General features: G+C 63.0%; 24 protein-coding genes. 5 read left to right on the top strand and 19 right to left on the bottom strand.

Annotated elements, in window-relative coordinates; all coding sequences use genetic code 11:
* Nucleotides 1-44: 44 nt before the first annotated feature.
* From AC1DZU_RS05000 to AC1DZU_RS05010, 3 genes are all read right to left on the bottom strand, one after another.
* Entirely contained in the window at nucleotides 45-257 is a 213-nt protein-coding gene (locus AC1DZU_RS05000) for a cold-shock protein (protein WP_013530020.1), read from the bottom strand.
* 107 nt (nucleotides 258-364) lie between these two features.
* Nucleotides 365-556: a hypothetical protein gene (locus tag AC1DZU_RS05005; RefSeq protein ID WP_477282325.1), complete on the bottom strand. Its 192-nt coding sequence runs from the start codon at nucleotides 554-556 to the stop codon at nucleotides 365-367.
* A gap of 44 nt (nucleotides 557-600) precedes the next feature.
* A complete protein-coding gene (locus AC1DZU_RS05010; RefSeq protein ID WP_006202520.1) occupies nucleotides 601-813 on the bottom strand; it encodes a cold-shock protein in 213 nt (70 codons plus the stop codon).
* Between the two features lie 510 nt (nucleotides 814-1,323).
* On the opposite strand from AC1DZU_RS05010, the gene AC1DZU_RS05015 reads away from it, so the two are divergent.
* Entirely contained in the window at nucleotides 1,324-1,743 is a 420-nt protein-coding gene (locus AC1DZU_RS05015; protein WP_477282328.1) for a Kazal-type serine protease inhibitor family protein, read from the top strand.
* Nucleotides 1,744-1,802: 59 nt separating this feature from the next.
* Here the strand turns inward: AC1DZU_RS05015 and AC1DZU_RS05020 are convergent, their stop codons facing one another.
* The 5 genes from AC1DZU_RS05020 to AC1DZU_RS05040 all read right to left on the bottom strand — a co-directional run bounded on the left by AC1DZU_RS05020 (nucleotide 1,803) and on the right by AC1DZU_RS05040 (nucleotide 3,211).
* Entirely contained in the window at nucleotides 1,803-2,027 is a 225-nt protein-coding gene (locus AC1DZU_RS05020; RefSeq protein ID WP_095091701.1) for a hypothetical protein, read from the bottom strand.
* 99 nt (nucleotides 2,028-2,126) lie between these two features.
* Nucleotides 2,127-2,264: a hypothetical protein gene (locus AC1DZU_RS05025; protein ID WP_477282330.1), complete on the bottom strand. Its 138-nt coding sequence runs from the start codon at nucleotides 2,262-2,264 to the stop codon at nucleotides 2,127-2,129.
* Between the two features lie 41 nt (nucleotides 2,265-2,305).
* On the bottom strand, nucleotides 2,306-2,590 hold the full coding sequence (locus AC1DZU_RS05030; RefSeq protein WP_477282332.1) for a hypothetical protein: 285 nt from the start codon (nucleotides 2,588-2,590) through the stop codon (nucleotides 2,306-2,308).
* Nucleotides 2,587-2,856 carry a hypothetical protein gene (locus AC1DZU_RS05035; protein WP_095090880.1) on the bottom strand — a complete coding sequence of 90 codons (270 nt, stop codon included), beginning with the start codon at nucleotides 2,854-2,856 and terminating at the stop codon, nucleotides 2,587-2,589. Before AC1DZU_RS05035 ends, AC1DZU_RS05030 begins: the two co-directional genes overlap by 4 nt.
* Nucleotides 2,857-3,004: 148 nt before the next feature.
* Nucleotides 3,005-3,211, bottom strand: a complete 207-nt coding sequence (locus tag AC1DZU_RS05040; RefSeq protein WP_023809797.1) for a cold-shock protein — start codon at nucleotides 3,209-3,211, stop codon at nucleotides 3,005-3,007.
* Nucleotides 3,212-3,995: 784 nt separating this feature from the next.
* Here AC1DZU_RS05040 and AC1DZU_RS05045 point away from each other — a divergent pair.
* Nucleotides 3,996-5,630, top strand: coding sequence for a tetratricopeptide repeat-containing sulfotransferase family protein (locus AC1DZU_RS05045; RefSeq protein WP_477282335.1), 1,635 nt, complete (start codon nucleotides 3,996-3,998; stop codon nucleotides 5,628-5,630).
* A gap of 232 nt (nucleotides 5,631-5,862) precedes the next feature.
* Here AC1DZU_RS05045 and AC1DZU_RS05050 read toward each other — a convergent pair whose 3' ends face one another.
* The 10 genes from AC1DZU_RS05050 to AC1DZU_RS05095 form a co-directional block, all read right to left on the bottom strand.
* Nucleotides 5,863-6,216: a DUF1428 domain-containing protein gene (locus AC1DZU_RS05050; RefSeq protein WP_477282337.1), complete on the bottom strand. Its 354-nt coding sequence runs from the start codon at nucleotides 6,214-6,216 to the stop codon at nucleotides 5,863-5,865.
* A 112-nt stretch (nucleotides 6,217-6,328) separates the two neighbouring features.
* The gene (locus AC1DZU_RS05055; protein WP_457153410.1) at nucleotides 6,329-6,751 is read right to left on the bottom strand and encodes a VOC family protein; all 423 of its coding nucleotides are present in this window, start codon (nucleotides 6,749-6,751) and stop codon (nucleotides 6,329-6,331) included.
* 160 nt (nucleotides 6,752-6,911) lie between these two features.
* A complete protein-coding gene (locus AC1DZU_RS05060) occupies nucleotides 6,912-7,094 on the bottom strand; it encodes a hypothetical protein (protein ID WP_477282340.1) in 183 nt (60 codons plus the stop codon).
* 135 nt (nucleotides 7,095-7,229) lie between these two features.
* Complete coding sequence (locus AC1DZU_RS05065; protein ID WP_184874639.1) at nucleotides 7,230-7,538, bottom strand: HigA family addiction module antitoxin; 309 nt, start codon at nucleotides 7,536-7,538, stop codon at nucleotides 7,230-7,232.
* A 27-nt stretch (nucleotides 7,539-7,565) separates the two neighbouring features.
* Nucleotides 7,566-7,844 carry a type II toxin-antitoxin system RelE/ParE family toxin gene (locus AC1DZU_RS05070; RefSeq protein WP_477282342.1) on the bottom strand — a complete coding sequence of 93 codons (279 nt, stop codon included), beginning with the start codon at nucleotides 7,842-7,844 and terminating at the stop codon, nucleotides 7,566-7,568.
* A gap of 107 nt (nucleotides 7,845-7,951) precedes the next feature.
* Nucleotides 7,952-9,478: an ABC-F family ATP-binding cassette domain-containing protein gene (locus tag AC1DZU_RS05075; RefSeq protein WP_477282344.1), complete on the bottom strand. Its 1,527-nt coding sequence runs from the start codon at nucleotides 9,476-9,478 to the stop codon at nucleotides 7,952-7,954.
* A 253-nt stretch (nucleotides 9,479-9,731) separates the two neighbouring features.
* Nucleotides 9,732-10,637, bottom strand: a complete 906-nt coding sequence (locus AC1DZU_RS05080) for a DMT family transporter (RefSeq protein ID WP_477282346.1) — start codon at nucleotides 10,635-10,637, stop codon at nucleotides 9,732-9,734.
* A gap of 189 nt (nucleotides 10,638-10,826) precedes the next feature.
* The gene (gene uvrB / locus AC1DZU_RS05085) at nucleotides 10,827-13,913 is read right to left on the bottom strand and encodes an excinuclease ABC subunit UvrB (RefSeq protein WP_477282348.1); all 3,087 of its coding nucleotides are present in this window, start codon (nucleotides 13,911-13,913) and stop codon (nucleotides 10,827-10,829) included.
* Nucleotides 13,914-14,041: 128 nt separating this feature from the next.
* The gene (locus AC1DZU_RS05090; RefSeq protein ID WP_477282350.1) at nucleotides 14,042-15,667 is read right to left on the bottom strand and encodes a DUF2778 domain-containing protein; all 1,626 of its coding nucleotides are present in this window, start codon (nucleotides 15,665-15,667) and stop codon (nucleotides 14,042-14,044) included.
* 213 nt (nucleotides 15,668-15,880) lie between these two features.
* Nucleotides 15,881-16,234 (bottom strand): hypothetical protein, encoded by a 354-nt coding sequence (locus AC1DZU_RS05095; protein WP_477282352.1) that lies wholly within the window; start codon nucleotides 16,232-16,234, stop codon nucleotides 15,881-15,883.
* Nucleotides 16,235-16,265: 31 nt separating this feature from the next.
* Here AC1DZU_RS05095 and AC1DZU_RS05100 point away from each other — a divergent pair, with 31 nt between their 5' ends.
* From AC1DZU_RS05100 to AC1DZU_RS05110, 3 genes are read left to right on the top strand one after another with little or no spacing between them, the layout of a single operon-like run.
* Nucleotides 16,266-17,051, top strand: a complete 786-nt coding sequence (locus AC1DZU_RS05100; RefSeq protein ID WP_477282354.1) for a protein-L-isoaspartate O-methyltransferase family protein — start codon at nucleotides 16,266-16,268, stop codon at nucleotides 17,049-17,051.
* Nucleotides 17,052-17,100: 49 nt separating this feature from the next.
* On the top strand, nucleotides 17,101-19,803 hold the full coding sequence (locus tag AC1DZU_RS05105) for a hypothetical protein (RefSeq protein ID WP_477282356.1): 2,703 nt from the start codon (nucleotides 17,101-17,103) through the stop codon (nucleotides 19,801-19,803).
* Nucleotides 19,803-20,735, top strand: a complete 933-nt coding sequence (locus AC1DZU_RS05110) for a hypothetical protein (RefSeq protein WP_477282358.1) — start codon at nucleotides 19,803-19,805, stop codon at nucleotides 20,733-20,735. Before AC1DZU_RS05105 ends, AC1DZU_RS05110 begins: the two co-directional genes overlap by 1 nt.
* On the opposite strand, the gene AC1DZU_RS05115 is transcribed toward AC1DZU_RS05110, so the two are convergent.
* Nucleotides 20,732-21,988, bottom strand: coding sequence for a hypothetical protein (locus tag AC1DZU_RS05115; protein ID WP_477282360.1), 1,257 nt, complete (start codon nucleotides 21,986-21,988; stop codon nucleotides 20,732-20,734). The genes AC1DZU_RS05110 and AC1DZU_RS05115 overlap by 4 nt on opposite strands.
* Between the last annotated feature and the right edge of the window lie 100 nt (nucleotides 21,989-22,088).

Below are 22,088 nucleotides of genomic sequence, written 5' to 3' on the forward strand. Positions count from 1 at the left end.
TGCAGGGAACGGGGCTATTCAGCCGTCGCCGGTCTGGAGCCGGTTCAGCCAACCGACAGGTTGACGGCCTTTGGGCCCTTGCCACGCTTGTCCGGTTCCGTATCGAAGGACACTTTCTGGCCATCCTCAAGACCAGGAAGGCCCGACGCCTGCACGGCTGAAATATGCACGAAAACATCCTTCGCGCCATCATCGGGCGTGATGAAGCCGAAGCCTTTGGCATGGTTGAAGAATTTGACGGTGCCGGTCTGCGGCATGGGAAGCTCCTTTGGTCCCATAAAGTCCAGTCTCGGGCCGGCAAATGCCCGAATGGAAATTTGTCCTTTATTTTAGCGCCATCGGCAAGAGAAAGTTTTTGGGGCCCCTAAAGCGCGTCGCGTTTGAAGGGGCTCAGACGACGCACTTTTAAGTCTTTGTTTTTATGAACGTCGTTGCTTCGAAACCAGTGCGCACTCTTGAGCGACAGGCATGGGCAGAACTCGCGGCACGAAAAAGGCGCGACGAAAACCGCCGCGCCTTTCAAATTCAAATCCCTCTCCAAGCCAGGTTCAGGCATTGGAGCCTCCGTCATGCGTCAGAGACGCACGGCGTGCCGATGGCTCAGGCAGCGCGGAGGTTGACGGCCTTGGGGCCCTTGCCCATGCGATCCGGCTCGACGTCGAAGGTGACCTTCTGGCCGTCGACGAGCGTGCGCAGGCCGGAGGCCTCGATCGCGGAAATATGGACGAATACATCCTTGGCGCCGCCATCGGGCGTGATGAAACCGAAGCCTTTGGTCGCGTTGAAGAATTTAACGGTGCCGGTCTGGGCCATTGGGGAAACTCCTTCACCCGTTCAGTCTGGTGGGTCCTGCCCGCCGCCTGGCGCAATGGGCAAGTCCCGGTGGTTGCTTCGGCAGTCATGCATTGGCGCATGGTCAAACCCCCCGCCGAAAACGGGGCCGTCAGAGATTCACAGTATCGGGGAAAGGTCGTCCAAAACGTTCCGCTCTCCGGGTCGCAAATGCCCGAACACGGAATTTATCGCACGGAAACGTGAAGGTTGCAAGATAGCGCCGCGGGCCGCCACAATGGGCGCATCCCGACGCATGGATCGACTGACCTGAGCATCGATGCGGCTCGACATAGGCTTGGTTGCCGGCCGGGTCATCGGCCCAGAGCGCGGCCACGAATGGGCCAGATGTCGTGGCCGCCAGCGGGACGGGGCTGATGGGTGACATGGCTCCGCGCGTCGTTTCCGGCGGGAGGCTGCAAACGGGGGTTGCATTTGGCAATGGAATGGCAAGGATCGTCTTCCCGGGACGGGATCGAGGGAGAGATCAACATGAAGTTTCTGGCGAGAGTCTTTTCGCGGCAAGGTTTTGCCATCCTGTTCCTGTCGGCAATTCTTGCCGCCTGCACTGTCGTCGTCGATGAGGGACCAGGGCCGCGTCCGCGTCCGCCACGGCCCGAACCGCAGTATTGCAGCAGGCAGTACGAGCCGGTCTGCGCCCGGCGCGGCGGCGACCGGCAGACCTTTGCCAATGCCTGCCTTGCCGACCGGGCCGGCTACCGCATCGTGCGCGACGGTCCGTGCCGCGACGGCGGCGGTGGCGGTGGCGGCGGCGGTGGCGAAGAGCAGACGTTCTGCACCCGCGAATATGCTCCAGTGTGCGCGCGCCGGCATGGCGAACTGCGCACCTTCCCCAATGCCTGCGAAGCCCGCGCCGCGGACTATCGCGTCATCGACGGCGGACCGTGCTGAAGGGAACTGGGCGTGTTTAGCTTTTTCCCACAAAGGGAAGGGAAAACCGAGGCGTTCGCTCATACCTCCGCCGGATACGCCCCGTCGGCCGGGCCAGCGTAAAGCTCGCTGCCGTCTTCGTCGGAAATGCGCAGGCGATCGGGGATTTGCGGCATGGCCAGCGTGTGGAACAGCGCGGTGGCGCCCTGGAGGGCGGCGCGCAGGTTCGGCGCTTCCAGCGATACCTTGTCGAGCGTGGCTTCGTCGGCGTCGCGCGACCGGTAGAACTCGATGACGAAGTTCAAGCGCGCCTCCGTATGCGGGGTGTGTTGCGCAAGCGCGTCGTGTCAGTCCGTCGCCTCACAACGTGGGCGACGAGCGACGCACGAGGCGCCCCTGGGCTGTCAGCCCTTCGACTTCGGCTTCAGGCTACTCTCGGCCTGCTTGACCGACGAGCCGAACGGGGCGGCTGGCTTGGCCACGACCTTGTCCTTCTTCGGCTTGCGCGCCTCGCGATTGCTTCGCTGTTGACCCTTGGACATGTCGTGCTCCTGTTGCGTGTTGGCGTGGCTTTGCTGGGCGCTCAGACGACCGGATGATCAGCAACAACCGGGTTGTCAGTGACAACCGGGTTGTCGGCCGGTTCGAGATTGTCTTCCGTGGTGACCCGCTCATGGGTCTCCTGCTCGCTGCGGATGCGGTATTGCGGCGAGCCGTCCTTGACCGGCAGCCTGCTCTTGATCTGGAACAGTTCCGCGGTTTTCTGGACGAGGCCGGTGCGGCTCTTCATGCGGACAGTCTGACCGATCGCAAACTGGTGCGAGGGCGTGTCGGTGCGCGGGCGCGCATTCTGCTGGAAACGGATCATGCTGCATTCTCCCTGTCGCGCTTCAGCGCTGTTTCGAGTTCGAGGTAATCGATGGCGACAAGCTGGCTGGTGGTCGGATTTTTCACTGCCCTTGCCGGCAGATGGATGAAGGTGGCGACGCGGCGCCAGGCAAGCCGCGACATGCCCTCGATCACCTCTTCGTCGTGATCGATATCGTAGTCGCCGGCCGGCAGTTGTCCTTCCAGTCCGCCGAGCACGAAGGGTGCCGCGAAATGGGCGATGGAGTGGGTGGTGCGATCGGTCATTGTCGTGCCTTGATGCTTCCGCAACGGCCCTGAAAAGCAAAAAAGCGGGGACGAGCCCCGCTTTCCTATTTCCGGCAATCGCTGGAAATAAGCCGCTTTCGAGAGCTGCCAGTACATCCGTGGTCAGGGTTCATCGAATTCGGCCGGATCAGATCAATTGCAAATTGGCGGCCGATTCGCGGCCCTTGGTGTCACGCTCCAACTCGAACTGCAGCTTCTGGCCTTCGGCGAGGCCAGGAAAGCCGGCGCGCTCCAGCGCGCTGACATGGACGAAAACGTCCTTGCCGCCATCGGTCGGCTGAATGAAGCCGAAGCCCTTCTGGCCATTGTAGAACTTTACGGTTCCGGTGTTCATGTCGGTCTTTCGAGGGGTGAGAAGCGGTCGCGAAACGCGGCCAGTATCGGTGATTTGGAATGAGATTGGCGGGTCGTGAAGCTCTGACGCCGCAAGGTGCCAATTCTACCCAAAGCGATCCTGTAGATGTAGGCCTTTGCCGCAATTTAATCAAGGCGATATAAAATAAAATCGGATTGCGTTCAAAAAATTGCTCGCTGTAACTTTCAGAAAAATGATGATACAAACCCGGCGATTTCAAAAATTGTTTGAAGAGAGGCGGGAACATTTCTCCCGGTATTTTCAGTTTATTTATGTATGAAAGGACGAGACCTCATGATCTCCGAAACAACATCGGCAGGAGCCACAGTTCCGATCGGGCCATTGGTCAAACCAGCGATGGCAAGGCCCATCCTGTCGCCGCGGCTGACCGTCAGAAGTGACGAAGCGGCAAGGCGAAGGGTAGCCGATACCGATGGAACGCTCCGGCGTGCCAGGCAGGTCGCGGAGACCAACCGGCTGATTTGATCGCTTCTACGCTGACGGACACCAAGCGAGCCTTGAACCTGAAGCGCTGATGGCCTAGATCGGTTCATCGTTTCACTGAAACGCCGAACCGCTCTATCTCCTTGTTTGGCGCAATTCCGGACGGAAGACCGTTTCATACCTTTCCTGGAATTGCTTTAGATCGCGGCCGGCGGAAAAACACGGCAGGTTTCCCATTAACAGAGATCAGAGAAGAGCGGCGGGCGCGGGAGCCAGATCTGGCGCTGGAGGACAGCCACCGCTGGGGCTGGACCAGTATGTGCAGCAGGCCCTGCAGCTGCACCAGGCCGGGCGACGGCAGGAAGCCGAGGCGCTTTACCGTCAAGTACTGGCGCGCAAGCCCAATCACGCTGCCGCGGCGCATTTCCTTGGCCTGCTGCTTCACCAGACCGGGCGCAGCGAAGAGGGGCTCGATCTCATCGAACAGTCGGTGAGCCTGCAGCCCGCAAATCCTGATTTCCTCAACAATTTCGGTACGGTGATGCGCGATCTCGGCCGCATCGCAGCTGCCATCGATTTCTTTCGCGGTGCGGTGGATATCCGGCCGGACCAACTCGCGGCGCGCGACAATCTTGGCTCGTCGCTGAAGCAGCTCGGCCAGTTCGAGGAGGCCGAAGACATCTATCGCGGCACGGTCGCTCGCAATCCCTTCCATGTCCGCGCCCGCATCGGACTTGCCGAAACGCTGCAAGAAGCCGGACGTCTGGACGAGGCGCTTGCCGTCTTCCGCGAGGCGCTGACCATCCGGCCGAAGGACGCAGACCTGCTGCACGGGCTGGGCGTCGGGCTGATGGAAAAGGGCAAGCTCGACGAGGCCGCCGACCTGTTTCGGCAGGCGCTGGCGGTCGACCCCGGCATGGCCAGGGCCTGGCTGATGCTGACGCAGGTCAAGCGCCAGAAGGAGCGTGACAGCGAACTGACCAGCATGGAGGCTCAGCATACCAAGGCGCCGCAGGATAGCCTGGCGCGCATGCAGCTGTCTTTCGGCCTCGGCAAGGCCAATGACGATCTGAAGGATTATGGCAGGGCCTTCGACTATTTCGCCGAAGGCAATGCGATCCGCCGCAAGGGCATCAACTACGATGCGGCCAGGACGCGCGCCGAATTCGAGGCCATGAAGGCAACCTTCGATGCCGGCTTCTTCGAGAAGCACAGGCCCAGCTCGATTGTCGACGACACGCCGATCTTCGTCGTCGGCATGCCGCGCTCCGGTACGACGCTGATCGAGCAGATCATCGCAAGCCATCCCCAAGTCTATGGCGCCGGCGAGCTCGGCATCCTGAAGACGGCGGTAGGCAAGCAATTTCCGCTGACCATGAAGGGCGGCTTTCCGGCCGGCATCGCCGATATGCCCGACAAGGCTTTCGCCGAGGCCGGCGAAGCCTATCTCGACATGCTGCACGCCCGCTATCCCGGCTTCAAGCATGTCACAGACAAGATGCCGGGCAATTTCCTGCTCATCGGCTTCCTCCATATGATGTTGCCGAAAGCCAAGATCGTCCATTGCGCCCGCGACGCGGCGGCGACATGCCTTTCGATCTACAAGGTGCATTTCCGCGGCGACAGCCATCGCTACGGCTACGACCTCGGCGAACTTGCCGATTTCCACAACCTCTACAGCGACATCATGGCGCACTGGCATGCCGTGCTACCTGGGGTGGTGCATGATGTGCGCTACGAGGATTTCGTCGCCGACCAGGAAGGGCAGACACGGGCGCTGATCGCCCATCTCGGCCTGCCGTGGAACGATGCGGTGCTGTCGTTCCACGAGACCGACCGGCCGGTGCGTACGGCATCCGCCGCGCAGGTGCGCCAGCCGATGTATCAGGGCTCGGTCGATCTGTGGAAGCGTTATGGCGATAGGCTCAAGCCGCTGCTGGATAGATTGGATTAGCGCGCGGGTGGCAGATTAACCCCCAGCTTCGTCATCCACGGGCGGAGCAGCCGCGAAGCGGCGTCGCGAAGACCCGAGGATCCATTCCGGGACCTCGATCGAGGATGCAGCGGAGCGGAATTCTTCATCGTTTTCAATGCTTTAACGTAACGGCATGGATCCTATGGTCTGCGCCGCATCGCTTCGCTCCTTGCTCCGCCATAGGATGACGAAGCGATGGGGGCTCAGTTGCTCAAAGCTCGATGAAGGGCCGGAAGCCGCCGAAGATCATGCGCTTCATATCGAACGGCATGGGCCCCCAATCGGGTGTCAAACGCGGGTCGGCCATCACCTTGGCCATCACCGCGTCTCGGCTTTGCCTGGATTCATAGGCTGCCCAGGCGAAGACGACGATCTCGTCGTCAGTTGCCTGAACGGCACGCGGAAACGAGGTGACCTCGCCATAGGGCACGTCGTCGCCGATACACTCGACATAGGCGAGCGCACCGTGTTCCATCCATATGGGGCCTGCGAGGTTGGCCAGCCTCTTGTAGTCGTCGAGTTTGGCCTTTGGCACGGCAAGCACGAAACCATCGACATAGGACATGGCATATTCCTCTTGCTGAAAATCGGGCGCCGGGCCGGCAGGGATGCGACCCGGCGCAGGTGAGCGCATCATCTCTTGCCAGCGGCAAAGCGTTGCCGCTCGATGAGAAGATTTACTTCACCGGGGCGTTCATCGCCCAGGCAACACCAAAGGGGTCACGCAACTGGCCCCAACGGTCGCCCCAGAACATCACCTGCAGCGGCACCACTTCTTCGCAGCCGGCGTCGATTGCGCGCTGCCACCAGCTTTCGATGGTGTCGTCCTGGAGATGCAGCTGCATTGTGTAGCCCTGCGGGTTTTGATGCGGGTGGCCGTGCTCGGGGTAGGCGTCGCCCAGCATCAGCGTCGAGCCATTGATGTAGAGATGGATGTGCATGGTGCGGCCTTTTTCATCCGGCGGATAGGCAAATACCTGCTCGGCACCGAAAGCCTTCTTGTAGAATTCAGCGGCCTTGAAGGCTCCGTCCACCTGCAGATAGGGGGTCAATCCGCCGAGCACTTTCGGCGCGGGCTGAACGGGGGTCTGGTCAGTCATGTCTTGCTCCTCTTTGCGTTTGGCTTGGCCTTGCGAACCATAGGACGCATGAGGTGACGGCAATCCTACAGGGCCGCGAAATTTTTCTCGAAGGCCGGGCCCGGACAAACCGGGCAATCGGCGGAGTTGAGCGACAGTGGCAGAGGCAGGCTGGTCGCGGTCATATGACCTTGGCCGAGAAGGTGGCTGCGCGGCGGCTGTTCTGCGCGTCGAAGAGTTCCGGAAAGCCGATGTCCTTGCGCAATTCGATCGGCAAAGAAAGCAGTTCGCGCTCGGAGCGGCAGCGGGCGCGGGCTGCGGCGTAACGGGTCGCTATGCGACCGATGGATGACAGGTTGAACATGATGCATTCTCCTTGCTTGAAGCCGGCATCATCGTGTCGGCATCCCAAGGACGTGGCGGGCTGAAGCGACCCGACAGATCGCCGGAATTTTTTCGCGGCACCAGATTTGGTCGAAGAAGATTTCGTCAGCCGGACCTACGCAACCTTGAGCGTCGGGATCGCCGAAACATCAACTTCGCGCTCCGCATGCCAGGCGTCGAAAGCCGCCTGCATCCGAAGCCAGATCGCGGCGCCGTCGCCGAACAGCTTCCCAAGGCGGGCGGCCACAACCGGCGAAACCGGCTTCTTTTCGCGGATGATGTCGTAGAGTTGCTGCCGGGAGATCCCGAGCAGATTTGCAATTTCCACCTTGGTCTTTCCAGTTGCCGGGATAATGTCCTCAAGCAGCGCTCCCGGGTGGGAGGGGCAACGCTCAATCGGACGCGTCGGCTCGTGCACGGTCATAAGTCGAACTTCTCCAATCTGGCCGCCTCAGTGATATTGCTCCAAATCGACGCGGGCGGCGTCCTTGCCGTCGAATTCAAACGTAATGCACCACGGGCCATTGACGTGGACCGTGTAGCGGATGGGGTCGAAGCCTTTCAGCGGGTGGAGGTCGAAGCCAGGGAGATTCATCTCCTCCGGCTTTTCTGAAGCTTCCAGGCGGTCAAGCCGGACAAGAATGCGCTTGTGCATCTTTGCATCGATCTTGCCGGTTTTTCCGGTTTGAAAGAGGTCCGACAGCGCCTTGCTCTTGAACGACTTGATCATGATGCATGTAAACAGATTGCTTACATACATCAAGAGTCTGTAAGCAAATAATTTACAGGCATAGTGCCCTTCAAAACGGACCAGGAATCGCGCTCGATACGTCGCCCTCAGCCGACTAGTTCGGCCACCGAGCGGAAGAAATCCTCGGGATCCTCGACTTCGGTCAGCCGCCGTTTCTCGATCAGCCAGAAGCGGTTGCCAATGGCGCGGATGAAGGAGCGGTCATGCGAAGCGAGCACGCAGCTTGCCTGATGCGCCAGCAGCTCCGCTTCCAGCGCTTCCTGGCCGTCTATGTCGAGATGGTTGGTCGGCTCGTCGAGCAGATAGAAATTGGGGTTGGCGAGCCTGAGCGCCAGCATCATCAGCCGCGCCTTCTGACCGCCGGACAGCACGCCAATCCGGCGCTCCTGCATATCGATGCCGACGCCGGCGCCGGCGAGCAGCGAGCGGGCGCGCTGTTCGCCGACATCGTAACGGCGTGAGACCATCGCCAGCGGCGTGTCGTCGCCGCCGATGCCCGACAGCGACTGGTCGCTGTAGCCAAGCACGGTCGACGGCGTCACCTTCACGTTGTGCACCGTCTCTGGCTCTAGGATGGCGTTGCGGATCAGGGTTACGAAGCGCGACTTGCCGACGCCGTTGCGGCCGAGCAGGACAATGCGATCGCCCTGGCAGATATGGCGCTTGCCGGTCCTGAACAGCAACGTGCCGTCCGGTGTTTCGACAGCCGCATCGTCGAGCGTGATCAACACCTTGGCGTGGGTGCCCCGATTGGCGAGCTTGATCGCGCCAGCCGATTTCTCGCGATGCGCCGGGGCAGCCGCCTCTTCCAGGCGCTCGGCGCGCTGATTGAGCTGCTTGGTCTTGACCGTCAGCAAGTCACTGCCCGAATTGATGCCGATGTTGTTGAGCTTGGCGGCCTGCCGGCGCAATTGCTGCGCCACCTTCATGTCGCGCTGGAACTTGCGCTCGGTCGAGGCGTCGACGTCGTCGAGCGCCTGCCTGGCGCGCGAGTAGGGCAGGGCAAACACCGGCGATTGTTCCGGGCGCAGGAACAGCGTCCGGTTGGTGGTGGCGTCGAGGAAGGCGCGGTCATGGCTGGCGATGACGACGGGCACCTCGCGCGGCAGCGTGTTCAGCCAGGTTTCGAGCTGGCTGATCCTGGCCAGGTCGAGATGGTTGGTCGGCTCGTCGAGCAGCAGTACATCCGGATCGGTGACCCAGACGCGGGCGATCACGGCCAGCCGCTGCCAGCCGCCGCTCAGCGCCTGCATTTGCCGTTCGCGCATCGGCTCCGGCACGTCGAGCGAATCGAGAACGACGTCGACGCGCCACATCTCGCTTTCGGCCTGCTCGGGCGGCAAGGCATCGGCCACCACCTGGTGGAACGTACGGTCGAGAAGGGCTGATGCAACGGACTGTTCGACATGGCCGACGCGCAGGCCGCGCGTGCGGGTGATGTCGCCAAAGGTCGGCTCCATCTCGCCGGTCAGGCATTTCAGCAAGGTCGACTTGCCGCGGCCATTGGCGGCAACGATGCCGAGCCGATCGCCGGAGCCGATGGTGAGGTCGAGATTGGCAAAGAGCGGCACACTCATGGTGACGCCGAGGGATTTGAGGCTGATCAGGGCCATTTTGATTTCTCTGGTCTTGCCGGAGGAAAACTCCGGTTCAATGCACTTTGACGGTGCGCGTGCTGGCCATCAGGCTCGGCGTTGCAACACCACGAAGGGCAGACCAAAAAATCGAGGCGGGAAAAACCCGGACCGTCCCTGGTCAGCCCTGCAAGCTAGCTCGCAGGGCAGAAATCGGGCCACGCTGACGATGGTGACGAAAAAACGTAAACACGTGAGCCCTCCTTTCAAGACGTTCGAGTGCGGGAGATGACTACACCAAGGGCGAGGCCGATGGCAAGGCTGCCGCTTTCATCCGGCGCGGGAACGGATCGAGCACCAGTATGCAGCCGCCGATGATCGCCACGGCGCCGAAGCCCTGGACGATGGTCAACGACTCGCCGAGCATGACCGTGCCGACCAGCACGGCGATCACGGTCACAGCAAACTCAACGCTGATCGTCCTGGTGGCGCCGATGCGGGCGACCAGGCGGAAATAGACGACATAGGTCATCGCGCTCATGACGCAGCCAAGGATGGCGAGATAGAGGAAGTCGATGGCGCGCGGCATCGCCGGCACCGGCACGGCCAGCAGCAGCGGCAGCGTCATCAATCCGCCGAACAGGAAGGCGGCGCTGGTGAGTTCGAGCGAGCCGGTCGAGCGCAGATGGCGGTTGGCATAGTTGCTGCCGAAGGCTGCCGAGAAGGAACTGAACAGCGAAGCGGCACAGCCGAGCGCGAAGGATGCGGTGACGGGCACTGCCGGGAAGCCGACGAGAATGATGATACCGGCGGCGCCGAGCAGCAGCCCGGCCAGTCCGCGAAGGGTGATGCGCTCAAGCCCCCACAACTGGCCGATGATCATCGAGAACAGCGGGATCGCGGCAACGAGGATGGCCGCCATCGCCGTGCCGATGCGCGGGGTGGCATAGGACAGGCCGATCAACTGTGCCGCGACCGTCGTCGCGCCGACAATGGCGAAGTGCGACCAGCCGGCGCTGAAGTCGAGCCGGCGCCTCGTTGCCGCCGCCAGCAGCAGAAGCGTGATGCCAGCGATCAGCGAACGCAAGGTGACCGCACCGATCCAGCCAAAGGCATGCACCACCTTGAGCAGCACCAGGAACGACAGCCCCCAGGTGATGGCCAGGAAGACGTAGGAAACGATGTCTTTGGACTTCATTGTGTTGGGGGGCCGTGGGGCTTGCAGGTGGAAGCGGAGAAGCTGCCAAGGCCCGTATCGTTTCGACCGGCAACTGACAAGGGCAGGCGCATGGCCCAGGCAAACTGTTCAGGGGTTGCCAAGCGGAAATGTCACTGCGCCGACGGTGACGCGCCTGCCTTCTCGCACAGGGGAAGAAGGGCGAGCCTCCTACCGTCCCGGCCTGCCCGTCTTGCCCGGCCGACGCTTTTCGCGGCGGGCATCGCCCGGATCCTCGTAGGAACCGATGCCGGCGCGCTCGCGCTTGACCGGTTTGTCGCCCTCGATTGGTGTCTCCGTCCGCCGCACTGTCATTTCGTCGAGCGAGTTCTTCTTGAACAGCGGCTTGGTCGAGTCTCCGGGAATGCCGTAATCGGAACCGTGCGCCTCTTCGGCCGACTGCTTCTTGAACAGCGAACGGGAGACCGCCCCTGCGGGCGTCGGCATGTCGGTGCCCGGACCCATGGCGTCGAGCGACGGTTTGGAAAACAGCGGCTTCTTCACCGGCATCGCGCCATCGGCGCCCATCTCGTCGAGGGCCGGCTTGCGGAAGAGGTTGGGCCGGGCAGCTTTGGCCGCCTCTTCGGCGGCACGTGCTGCGTCGAGCTTGCGGAAACGCTCCTGTTCCTCAGTCGTACGATGTTTGGCCACGCCCTTGTTGTGCTTGCCCTTTTCGCGGCCCGAGGCGGGACTTTGGCCTTCCATCTCGCGCGCCAGCGGGTCTTCGGAGATCGACAGTTCCATCTCGCGCAGCCGCTTGATCTCGTCGCGGATGCGGGCCGCCTTCTCGAAGTCGAGATTGGCGGCGGCGTCGCGCATCTGCTTGTCCATGGCGTCGAGATGGGCCTTGAGATTGTTGCCCATCATGGCGCCGGCGCTGTCGGTGAACTGCGAGATGTCGGCGCGGACATGGTCCTTCTCGTAGACCGAATCCAGGATGTCCGAGATGCGCGACTTGACTGATTCCGGCGTGATGCCGTTGGCCGCGTTCCACTCCATCTGCTTTTCGCGGCGGCGGCTTGTCTCGGCCATCGCCCGTTCCATCGAGCCGGTGACCTGGTCGGCGTAAAGGATGACCTTGCCGTCGACGTTGCGGGCGGCGCGGCCGATGGTCTGGATCAGCGAGGTTTCCGAACGCAGGAAACCTTCCTTGTCGGCATCGAGAATGGCGACGAAGCCGCATTCGGGAATGTCGAGGCCCTCGCGCAAGAGGTTGATGCCGACCAGCACGTCGAAAGCACCGAGGCGCAGGTCGCGCAGGATCTCGATGCGTTCCAGCGTGTCGATGTCGGAGTGCATGTAGCGCACGCGGATGCCTTGCTCATGCAGATATTCGGTGAGGTCCTCGGCCATGCGCTTGGTCAGCACGGTTACCAGCGTGCGGTAGCCGGCCTTGGTGGTGTCGCGGATCTCGCCGACGACATCGTCGACCTGGCTCTTGGCCGGGCGCACCTCGACCGGCGGGTCGATCAGCCCGGTCGGGCGGATGACCTGCTCGGCGAAGACGCCGCCGGACTGCTCCATTTCCCAGCCGCCCGGTGTCGCGGACACGGCGACGGAGAGTGGGCGCATGGCGTCCCATTCCTCGAAGCGCAGCGGCCGGTTGTCCATGCAGGACGGCAGGCGGAAGCCATACTCCGCCAGCGTCGCCTTGCGCCTGAAGTCGCCGCGATACATGCCGCCGATCTGCGGCACGGTGACATGGCTTTCATCGATGAAGACCAGCGCGTTGTCCGGTATGTATTCGAACAGTGTTGGCGGCGGATCGCCCGGCTGGCGGCCGGTGAGATAGCGCGAATAGTTCTCGATGCCGGCGCAGGAGCCAGTGGCTTCGAGCATCTCCAGATCGAAGCGGCAGCGCTGTTCCAGCCTTTGTGCTTCGAGCAGCCGGCCGGCGCGCTCAAGTTCCACCAGCCGGTGCTTGAGCTCTTCCTTGATCGACTTGATCGCCTGGTTGAGGGTCGGGCGCGGCGTCACATAGTGCGAGTTGGCGTAGATCTTGACGCTCTTCAACTCGCCAGTCTTCTGGCCGGTCAGCGGGTCGAACTCGGTGATCTGCTCGATCTCGTCGCCGAACATCGAGATGCGCCAGGCGCGATCCTCAAGGTGGGCCGGGAAGATCTCGATCGTGTCGCCGCGCACGCGGAACGAGCCACGCACGAAGTTGACGTCCTGGCGCTTATACTGCTGCGCGACGAGGTCGGCGAGCAGCGCGCGCTGGTCGAGCCGGTCGCCGATCTGCATCTGAAAGGTCATTGCCGTGTAGGTCTCGACCGAGCCGATACCGTAGATGCAGGACACGGAGGCAACGATGATGACGTCGTCGCGCTCGAGCAGCGAGCGCGTCGCCGAATGGCGCATGCGGTCGATCTGCTCGTTGATCGAGGATTCCTTCTCGATGAAGGTGTCGGTGCGCGGAACGTAGGCCTCTGGCTGGTAATAGTCGTAGTAGGAGACGAAATACTCGACGGCGTTTTCGGGGAAGAATTTCTTGAACTCGGAATAGAGCTGTGCGGCCAGCGTCTTGTTCGGCGCCAGGATCAGGGCAGGGCGCTGCGTCTCCTCGATCACCTTGGCCATGGTGAAGGTTTTTCCGGAGCCGGTGACGCCGAGCAGCACCTGGGTGCGATCGCTGTTGTCGACGCCTTCGACCAGGTCCTTGATCGCCGTCGGCTGGTCGCCGGCAGGTTCGAAATCCGACACCATCTTGATGGCGATGCCGCCTTCGGATTTTTCCGGGCGGGCAGGGCGGTGCGGCGTCCACAACACGCCATCCTTGTGCAGGGGATTGCCGGATTCGATCAGCGCTGACAGCGCGGCCACCGTGGCGGTGACGCCGCTTGAGGTCATCGTCTCGGCTTCTTCCAGCGAGATGTCGAGGCCGGCGACCGGGTTGAGGCCGGCGGCGGTGCGCTCCCTGGCTGTCGCTGCACCGCCCATCGAGGTGCCGCGCGCGGTGCGCCCGGGCGAAGACGAGCGCTCGGGGATCTTTTTCGACGGCTTCGGCGATTTGCCGCCGTCGCTCCTGCTGGTGAGGCGCCCTTCTTTTTCGGCTTCCTGCTCGATCTGCTCGGCCCAATCAGCGATCGAACCAGCCAGCTGCGTGCCCGACAGTTCGGCCTGCGGCATCTCGGCAAAGCCGCCCTTGTGCAGCGGCTCCGAGGCGTCGAGGAAGTCGGTCAGCGGGCTGCGCCGCTTCGGGGCGGCGCGGTGGTCACTCGCCGTCGGCGGCGTTTTTTTGTCGGGGGATTTGGCCATGTCCCGAATATGGGATTTCCTGACCAAAATGGAAAGAGCGCGGTGGGGAGAGGCGTATCGGACAACGCGGCTCCTGACAGTAGGCTGTCAGGAGCCGGGCAGAAAGTGCGACCGAATGCTTCTTGGTATTACGCGCCCCTGGCGGCGGATGCGACCCGCGTCGGCGAAGACGACAGGCGCGGCACCACAACGAGGCGCTTGATTTTGCCCTTCTTGAAGGCGGCGAGGAAGCGCGCATAGTCCTTGAAGGCGACGCAACCGCTCGACTGGGCGTAGCGGCCCCGAAGCAGGTAGGTATGGGCCAGCAGGCCGTCGCGATTGTATTTGTTGCGGCCATCGACCGGTGTCAGGCGCAAAGCCTCCACACCATGAAAGCGCGACTCGCGCAGCGACAGATTGTAGGTGTTGGGCGGTGTCGGTCCGCGGTTCTTCTGATCGGCATAGCGCGGCTGGTCCGCCATGGCGCCAACGCCCGAATGCGCCTCGAGCCTCGAGCCGTCAGGCATGTAGACGGTCCCGGCGCTGATGTCGTAGACGGCGACGCCATTGCTGGCTCCGCTCCTGGAGCCCGGCGAGTTGAACAGGTTCTTGAATGCCTGGCCAAGGCCGCCGGAAGGTGTGTCGGGCTTGGCATAGGCCAGCACGTCGCCCTCGCCGGGCCTGCCTTGCCGCGCCGGCCTGGAGGGCTGGGCCTGTTGAACCATCTCACGGGCGGGCTTCTGCTGCTGGACGGGCTTCGACTGTTGCTGGATGGGCTTTGTCGACTGCTGTACGACCTTGGGCTGCTGCGGCGCGTCGAATTGCGGGCGCCGGGTCGGCAACGGCACGTCGTCGGTCAGCGCATCCGGCAGGGAAGCTGCATCGCCGGGCTGTGCCTGCTGGGTTTCGACAGGCGAAACCGCGACATCGGCCGAGGACTCGGTCATAGGCAGCGGCGAGGCGAACGCCTCGTCGTCGACCGGCAGCGACTGGACGAGGGCAAGCGCCAGCTGTGCGTTGTCTGGCGTCTGTGCGTCCGACAGGGCAAAGCCCACCGGCTGCGGCGCCGTCTGCACGACGACGGAGCCGGTATCCATCCGGGCGAAGCGTTCGGCCGCTGGAGCCGGCACGTCATCCGACAGGCTGGCCATGACCTTGACGGACGGGACCAGGGACGCTTCCGCAATTTGCGGCGCAACGGTGGAAATGACCGGGCGCGCGGATGCGCCGGCCGCGACGACAGGTTTTCCGGCGCCGGCAAAGGCAGCGGCGAGCTTGGCCGGCGACAGCGACGCCTCCATGCGCTCGAAACGCTCTTGCGATTTCGACTTTACAACCATCGGGGCTGGCTTTGCCTGCGCCACGAGGCGAGCGGATTTCTCAGCCTGCGGGTTTAACGCAGCCAGCTTGAAGCAACCCGCGCCGCATTGCACGGCATGGTCATGCAGCGCCTGCGCGCCGCCATTGGCATTGGCCAGCACGAACGGCGCCGAAGATGTCAGGAAGCGCTGCTTCAACGGATCGGCAAGGGCAAGCGCCCCCGGCATCGAAAGCGTCTGCGGCAGGCCGCCTGATGTCGCCGACAGCGAGGCGCCGACGGAACTCAGGCCAGCCATGGTACCGACCAGCCAGAGGCCAATGGCCGCGCTGACACCGGGCACCGCGACCCAGCGGACGATCCGTTCAGGGTTGAAGGAAGAGGAACGTGGCGCGTCGCAGGCGGTCTCGCCGTCCCAACGCTCGTCCCCGCCAGTTTTTTTACTCAAGAACGCCATGCACCAATCTTGCTCCAATCGGCTCCCACGTCCGCGGCTGTTATAGCCGCGACGACCATTCTGTGAGTGATCCCAGGTGGTCCCCGACGCGTTTGCCGCGCCTGTCGTTAGTTGCCGATTGCTTCAAAATATGGACAAAGTTGGTTAATCAATCCCTCTCAAAACCAAACGAGCGACGTGGACTTTTTGCCTCAAAAGGCTTGTCCACGACCATCAACGCGGCATTGGAGCCCCTCCAATCCTGTTTTGCTGCCTGTTTTTGCCGCCCAAGTCAAGCAAAACAGCCTTTGCTAATTTACCAAAAAGGCCGTTCAGCGAGTCATGCGACAATGTCGCGCGCCATCGAGTGCTGCTGAACAGGCCGTCGGCACCGGCAAAACTGTTGCCCGCCTGCCACAAAATCATCGCCCGGACGGTCGCCCCTCGACGGCCATTGACTCGTTTTGGGAGGCAGTGCAATCGGATTGAAATGCTTGGGTTTGAGGTGGCAAAGGCCACCTTTGGAGGCTTTTTAATGAAGCGTCGGGACTTCTTGACGCTGTCGGCGGGGGCGGCGGCATTTTCCATTCTTCCGTGCGCCGCTAGGGCTGGCGTGCCGGTGCCGTATGATCGCAACGCCGAAGTGCCGGTGAATGACAAGAAGGCGTTCATCGAGTGGATGGTGGCCAATCGAGGCGAGGACCCGAAGTTGCTGGCCGAGCGCTTCGATCGCTTCCAGATCATGGTCTACAACAAGGACGTTCTGGACGACCGCAACAAGCGCGCCTTCCTGTTGACGCCGCGCGAGGAGTTCGTCCTGCCGCAGAATCTGGCGCGCGCCTATGATCACGCCTTCCTCGACATCGGCTATGGCGTGACCATTTCCGGCCCGCATCTGGTTGGACGCATGACGACGGCCATCGATGTCAAGCTGGGCGAATCCGTGCTCGAGATCGGCACCGGCTCCGGCTACCAGTCGGCCTATCTGGCCAACCTGACCGACAAGGTGCACACGATTGAGATCATCAATCCATTGGCGCAGCGCACCCGCCGCACCTATGACGCGCTGATCGAGCGCGGCTACAGCGAGTTCGGCTCGGTCACCAGCCGCAACGCCGATGGCTATTACGGCTGGGAAAGCGTTGGGGCGTTCGACAAGATCATCGTCACCTGCGGCATCGACCACATTCCGCCGTCGCTGTTGCAGCAGCTCAAACCGAATGGCGTCATGGTCATCCCGGTCGGTCCGCCAGGCGCCCAGCATGTGCTCAAGGTGATCAAAGAGCAGCTCGCCGACGGCACGTTCAACATCGTCCGCTCGGACATCTATAATGGCAAGGTGGTGCCTTTCGTGCCCTTCACCAAGATGGAAGGCGACCAGATCGTCGGCACGCACAACAGCTGAGCTGGCCGTTTGGTAAGGCCTTGCTGAACCGCCAGATAAAAAGGCCCGCATGGCAGCCGTCGCACCGATCTCCCGACCAAGCATCGCCTCGCTGGAGGCGCCTGGTCTCGCGCATTACCTCGCAATCGGGCTGATTGCCGGCGCCATCATCGCGCTGCAGATATCGGTCATGCGGGTGTTCGCCGTCGGCAGCTGGTCGCATTTCGGTTCTCTGGTGGTCAGCCTCGCCATGCTTGGCTTCTCGCTGTCCAGCGTCGTCATCTTCGCCGGCAAGGACTGGTTCGACCGGCACTGGCAAGGGGCCGCCACGGCGGCACTGCTGCTGGTCGGCCCACTCGCCGTCGCCTCCAACCTTGCTGCCCAGACGGTGCCGTTCAACGCCATCTTCCTGGTCTCCGATCCCGAGCAGAAATGGCGGCTGCTGGCCAATTTCCTACTCTATCTTCTGCCGTTCCTGGCCGGCGCGTTCTTCCTCGGCATAGTCTTCCTGAAAAGCCGAACCGCCTTCGGCCGCGTCTATTTCGCTGACCTCACAGGCTCCGGGCTCGCCGGTCTTGTCGTGCTGGTGTCGATGTATCTGTTCGCGCCGGAAGCCATCATCGTCGTGCCGCTGCTGTTGTGGGCCGCCGGTTCGCTGCTGTGGTTCTTCGCATTCGGCGCCTGGAAGCGCGTCGTCGCCGGCGCGGTTGTCGCGGCGCTGTCGATCGCCGGGTACCTCATGCTGCCGGGCCTGCTTGGCATACCCGACATCGCCGTGTCACAGTACAAGGGCGTCGCCTATGCCCGCAACTTCCCGGATGGCAAGCGCATCTACCGCAGCGTTTCGCCGTTTGGCGACCTGCAGGTCTATGCCAGTTCCTACATGCATTTCGCGCCGGGCCTGAGCGACAATGCCGCCTTCGGCATGCCGGAGGTTCCGGCCAACACCTATGTCGGTATGTATCGCGACGGCGACGGGCCGGAAGGCATCATGCGCAATCTGGCGTCCGCCGAGCAGGTCTATTTTCGCTATCTGCCGATGCACTATCCCTATGTCATCAAGGCGAAGCCTAAGACCTTCGTCGTGCAGTTCGGTGGCGGCATCTCCACGCAGGCCGCGCTCAATGCCGGCTCGACCTCGGTGACCGTCGCCGAGAGCAACCCGATGACATTGCGGGCGTTCGGCGACCCGGTGCTGAAGGATGTCACCGGCGATATCCTGGCGGAGCCGCGCCTCAAGGTGATCGACTATGACGGGCGCCTGTTCCTCGCCAACACCGGCGAGCGCTACGATGTCATCGACCTCAGCCTCGCCGACAGCGTCGGCCTGTCCAATCCGGGCGGCTTCGCCATCTCGGAGAAATACGCCTACACGCACGAGGCGATGCTGAGCTACATGCATGCACTGGCCGATGGCGGCGTACTGTCGGTGACCTTGTGGAACAAGGAAGAGCCGCCGAAATCAGTGCTGAAGCTCTATTCCACCATCGCCGAGGCGGCCCGGATGTTCGATCCGCAAGGTGTCGCCAACGATATCTTCGCCGTGTCGAGCTATCTCTCGACAACCACGGTGCTGTTCAAGCGCGGCGGCTTCAGCGCCGCGGAAATCAAGACCCTGCGCGACTACACCAAGTCGATGTCGTGGGAGGAGGTCTACTACCCCGGCATGCCTTATGACGGCTCGACGGCGCAGAAAATCCTCGACGACTATCGCGCCTCGATCTTTGGCAGCGGACAGGATGCGACGCTGACCCAACCCGCCGCCGATGCGACGGCGCCGGCCAACCCGACCGCTCCCAACGCAGCCTGCGACCCGACCGCGCCGGCCGATCCGACCCTCGATGCCTGCGCCGATGCTGGCGGCGATGCCGGCCCCGACGTGCTGCCGGCCACCGCGCTGCAGCGCATGACCTGGCACGCGCTTTTGACGGGCGGTTGGGCAAAGCTTGCCAGCGACTATGTCTTCGACGTGCGTCCGCTGAGCAACGACCAGCCCTACTTCGCCGCCTATGTGAAGGTCGCAGACCTGCCGCTGACGCTGGACCGGCTCGACCTGTTCCAGGACGACTGGGGCTATCTGCTGATCTGGGCGACGCTCGGCATCGCCTGCATCACGGCGGCGTCGCTGGTGCTGCTGCCGGTCATCTTCGGCTGGCGGATCGTGTTCTCGCGCTCGCGTGGCAAGCTCGGCACCATCCTTTACTTCGCTTGCCTCGGCCTCGGCTACATCATGGTCGAGGTCGGGCTGATCAGCCGCTTCACCGTGGCGCTCGCCAATCCGACCGTGTCGGCCTCGGTGCTGATCTCGTCGATGCTGGTGTTTTCCGGTCTCGGCAGCCTGTTTGCCGAGCGCATCTTCGACCGCGCCCGGAGACTGTTGCCTGTCGTGCTGTCGGCGATCTGCGTGCTGCTGCTGGCGTACGGCTTCTATCTGTCGCCGGTGCTCGACTGGATTGGTGCCTATCCCTATGCCGTCCGGCTGCTGCTCTGCTTCCTCCTGGTATCGCCACCGGCCTTCCTAATGGGCATACCGATGGCAACCGCCATGACCTGGCTGGCGCGGCTCGGCAAGGAGCACCTTTTCGTCTGGGCCTGGGGCATCAACGGCTGCTTTTCGGTGATTGGCTCGGCCGCCGTGCCGATCGTCGCCACAAGTTTCGGCCTCAGCGCCGTGCTGCAATGGGCGGCGATCGCCTATCTCGTCGCCATCCCGGCCTTCCGTGCCGTGCTGTTGCCGTCGAAGGCGCCAGCCATCCGGCTGGTGGCGGCCTGATGCTCGACCGGCGCGCCATCGTCGCAGGACTGCTGGCCGCGGCGGCGTTTCCAGCGTCGGGCGAGGGCGCGCGCTTGCGCAAGGCCATGTCGGCCATCGTGCCGTTCAAGACGTCGCCCTTTCCCTACCGGGGAAAGCTGCCCGATGGATCCGGGCCTTTTCTCGACGTGACATCAAACGGCCGGCGCGGGCACACCTCGCCGCGTGGCGGCGTCTATTGGGAAGACCAGACCTATTCCGACCGCAGCACGCTGCTGGCGGCGCCACGAGGGTTCGATCCGACCAGGCCGGCAGTCATCGTGGTGTTCTTCCACGGCAATGGCGCCACCTTGCAGCGCGATGTCGTCGGCCGCCAGAGGGTTATCGCGCAGGTCGAAACCTCCGGCCTCAACGCCGTGCTTGTGGCGCCGCAATTCGCCAGCAACGCGCAGGATTCGAGCGCCGGCAATTTCTGGACGCCCGGTCATTTTGAGAGATTTATGGCCGAGGCAGCGCAAGGCCTGGGCGAGTTGACCGGCGCCAAGGCGGCAAAATTCGATGCCATGCCAGTTGTACTCGTCGCCTATAGCGGCGGCTACAATCCCGCCGCCTCCGTGCTCAGGAATGGCGACATCGACGGCCGCCTGCTCGGCGTCATCCTGCTCGACGCCGTGTTCGACGAGGCCGACATTTTCGCCAACTGGGCCGCGCGCCACAGGAAGAGCTTCTTCGTCAGCGCCTATGGCAAATCGTCCGCCTCCGGCACTGCAGAAATCCGACAGTTGCTGGCAGGCCAGGGCATCGACGCCAGTTCGGGCCCGCCGCGCCGCCTCGAAGCCGGCACCGTCGCCTTGCTTGCCTCGGACGCCGCCCACGACAGTTTCGTTACGCGTGCTTTCGTCGGCAATCCATTGCAATGGCTGCTCGGCCGGCTGCACGGATTTGCGCGCTAGTTGAACCACAAGGCAAAGGTCAGGAACCCTGCGCCGCCGAACTGGCGCTGGATCTGGTCGAATTCCTCGCTGGTCAGGATCTTGCCGCTTTCGAGATAGGGCGCGATGGCCGGGCCGGTGATCGACAGCACCAGGTCGAAGGGTTTTGGCTCGTCGAAGAAGCGCTTCATGTTGATGCCCTTGCCGGTGATACGGAAATGCGGCAGCAGCAAGCGGCCTTCCAGGAGATCCTCGGCCATGGTCAAGGTGGCGAGCCAGGCCTCGACCTGCTCCTCGCCGACTTCGAGGCCGGTGAGATGGTTCTCGCCCTTCTGCTGCGGCCCGGGCAGCCATTCGCGGTCATTGTCGGTCTCGGCGCGGATCGCCTTCCAGTCCTCGCGCGACAGCCGGATCATTTCGAGCAGGTGGCGACGCGCCGCTTGCCGGCGCTCGGGTTCGACCACCGGCCAGTTGACCAGATGCACCAGCGAAATGAAATCGGCGATGCGCCATTCCGACGAGAAGATGCTGCTGCCCATGTCGCTGCTCGGCGGCACGAGAATGTCCTGCAACGGCAGTTTGGCGCGCGGGAACAGCATATGGAATGAGCCGTCGAAGGTGCTCCTGAAATCATGCGCCAGCCAGAAATCGGCCTGCGCCATCAGGAATTCGGCGTAGCCCTGCAGCCAATAGCCGTCGGCGCGGTCGAAGCGGAAGGTGAGAACGGGTGCTGCTCCGTCCGACGCGCTGCCGCCGCGCGACAGCGAGGCCATGATGGCGGCCATGCTCTCATCCGGCGTGATCGCGCCGTCCTCGTTGAGGTCGATGCCGACATGGGTGAGATCGAGCACCATGCCGATATCGGCATCGGCCGGGACCGAGCCCAGCGTGGCGGCGGATTTCTCCAGCCGGTCGCGGAAGCCGACCAGAATGGCGCGGAACTGCTCATAGGTCAGCGGCTCGGGGTTGGGATTGTCCGGCACCGGCAGCCGCATCAATGGCAGCATGAACGATTGCGGGCTTTCGAAACCATGGCGGTGCAGGCCACTGGCCAGCAGTTCCAGCGCGGTGAAGAACTCGCCGGCGCCGGCAGCGTAGGCTGACGCCGGATCTTTGGACGCGGCGGCCTCAAGCGTTGCCAGGGCGGTGTCGCGCGCGGCCACGGTCTTGGCCTCGAATAAAGCGGTTGCCGCTTCGGGCATGGCCGCGCGCGCGGAAGACAAAGGCACAAGCAGAATGAAAGTGGATGCCAGCAGGCTTGCCATTCGTGTCATCTTTTCCTCCCATCCGTTGGTCGCGCCCGCGACCATACACATATTTGCGGCGCCGCGCCTGTCAGCGCCGAGGCGGCCAGCCGCCATCGTTGCACGATTG

This window comes from Mesorhizobium sp. P2_A12 (assembly GCF_056405075.1).

Excerpts from the sequence above, each read along its gene's own strand:
- AC1DZU_RS05000 (WP_013530020.1), bottom strand. The coding sequence starts at position 257 with ATGCCGCAGACCGGCACCGTCAAATTCTTCAACCATGCCAAAGGCTTC.
- AC1DZU_RS05005 (WP_477282325.1), bottom strand. The coding sequence starts at position 556 with ATGCCTGAACCTGGCTTGGAGAGGGATTTGAATTTGAAAGGCGCGGCG.
- AC1DZU_RS05010 (WP_006202520.1), bottom strand. The coding sequence starts at position 813 with ATGGCCCAGACCGGCACCGTTAAATTCTTCAACGCGACCAAAGGCTTC.
- AC1DZU_RS05015 (WP_477282328.1), top strand. The coding sequence starts at position 1,324 with ATGAAGTTTCTGGCGAGAGTCTTTTCGCGGCAAGGTTTTGCCATCCTG.
- AC1DZU_RS05025 (WP_477282330.1), bottom strand. The coding sequence starts at position 2,264 with ATGTCCAAGGGTCAACAGCGAAGCAATCGCGAGGCGCGCAAGCCGAAG.
- AC1DZU_RS05030 (WP_477282332.1), bottom strand. The coding sequence starts at position 2,590 with ATGATCCGTTTCCAGCAGAATGCGCGCCCGCGCACCGACACGCCCTCG.
- AC1DZU_RS05035 (WP_095090880.1), bottom strand. The coding sequence starts at position 2,856 with ATGACCGATCGCACCACCCACTCCATCGCCCATTTCGCGGCACCCTTC.
- AC1DZU_RS05040 (WP_023809797.1), bottom strand. The coding sequence starts at position 3,211 with ATGAACACCGGAACCGTAAAGTTCTACAATGGCCAGAAGGGCTTCGGC.
- AC1DZU_RS05050 (WP_477282337.1), bottom strand. The coding sequence starts at position 6,216 with ATGTCCTATGTCGATGGTTTCGTGCTTGCCGTGCCAAAGGCCAAACTC.
- AC1DZU_RS05055 (WP_457153410.1), bottom strand. The coding sequence starts at position 6,751 with ATGACTGACCAGACCCCCGTTCAGCCCGCGCCGAAAGTGCTCGGCGGA.
- AC1DZU_RS05060 (WP_477282340.1), bottom strand. The coding sequence starts at position 7,094 with ATGTTCAACCTGTCATCCATCGGTCGCATAGCGACCCGTTACGCCGCA.
- AC1DZU_RS05065 (WP_184874639.1), bottom strand. The coding sequence starts at position 7,538 with ATGACCGTGCACGAGCCGACGCGTCCGATTGAGCGTTGCCCCTCCCAC.
- AC1DZU_RS05070 (WP_477282342.1), bottom strand. The coding sequence starts at position 7,844 with ATGATCAAGTCGTTCAAGAGCAAGGCGCTGTCGGACCTCTTTCAAACC.
- AC1DZU_RS05075 (WP_477282344.1), bottom strand. The coding sequence starts at position 9,478 with ATGGCCCTGATCAGCCTCAAATCCCTCGGCGTCACCATGAGTGTGCCG.
- AC1DZU_RS05080 (WP_477282346.1), bottom strand. The coding sequence starts at position 10,637 with ATGAAGTCCAAAGACATCGTTTCCTACGTCTTCCTGGCCATCACCTGG.
- uvrB (WP_477282348.1), bottom strand. The coding sequence starts at position 13,913 with ATGGCCAAATCCCCCGACAAAAAAACGCCGCCGACGGCGAGTGACCAC.
- AC1DZU_RS05090 (WP_477282350.1), bottom strand. The coding sequence starts at position 15,667 with ATGGCGTTCTTGAGTAAAAAAACTGGCGGGGACGAGCGTTGGGACGGC.
- AC1DZU_RS05095 (WP_477282352.1), bottom strand. The coding sequence starts at position 16,234 with ATGGAAAATGCCGCCGCCCCCGCCGACAGCGTCAAGAAGTCCCGACGC.
- AC1DZU_RS05105 (WP_477282356.1), top strand. The coding sequence starts at position 17,101 with ATGGCAGCCGTCGCACCGATCTCCCGACCAAGCATCGCCTCGCTGGAG.
- AC1DZU_RS05110 (WP_477282358.1), top strand. The coding sequence starts at position 19,803 with ATGCTCGACCGGCGCGCCATCGTCGCAGGACTGCTGGCCGCGGCGGCG.
- AC1DZU_RS05115 (WP_477282360.1), bottom strand. The coding sequence starts at position 21,988 with ATGACACGAATGGCAAGCCTGCTGGCATCCACTTTCATTCTGCTTGTG.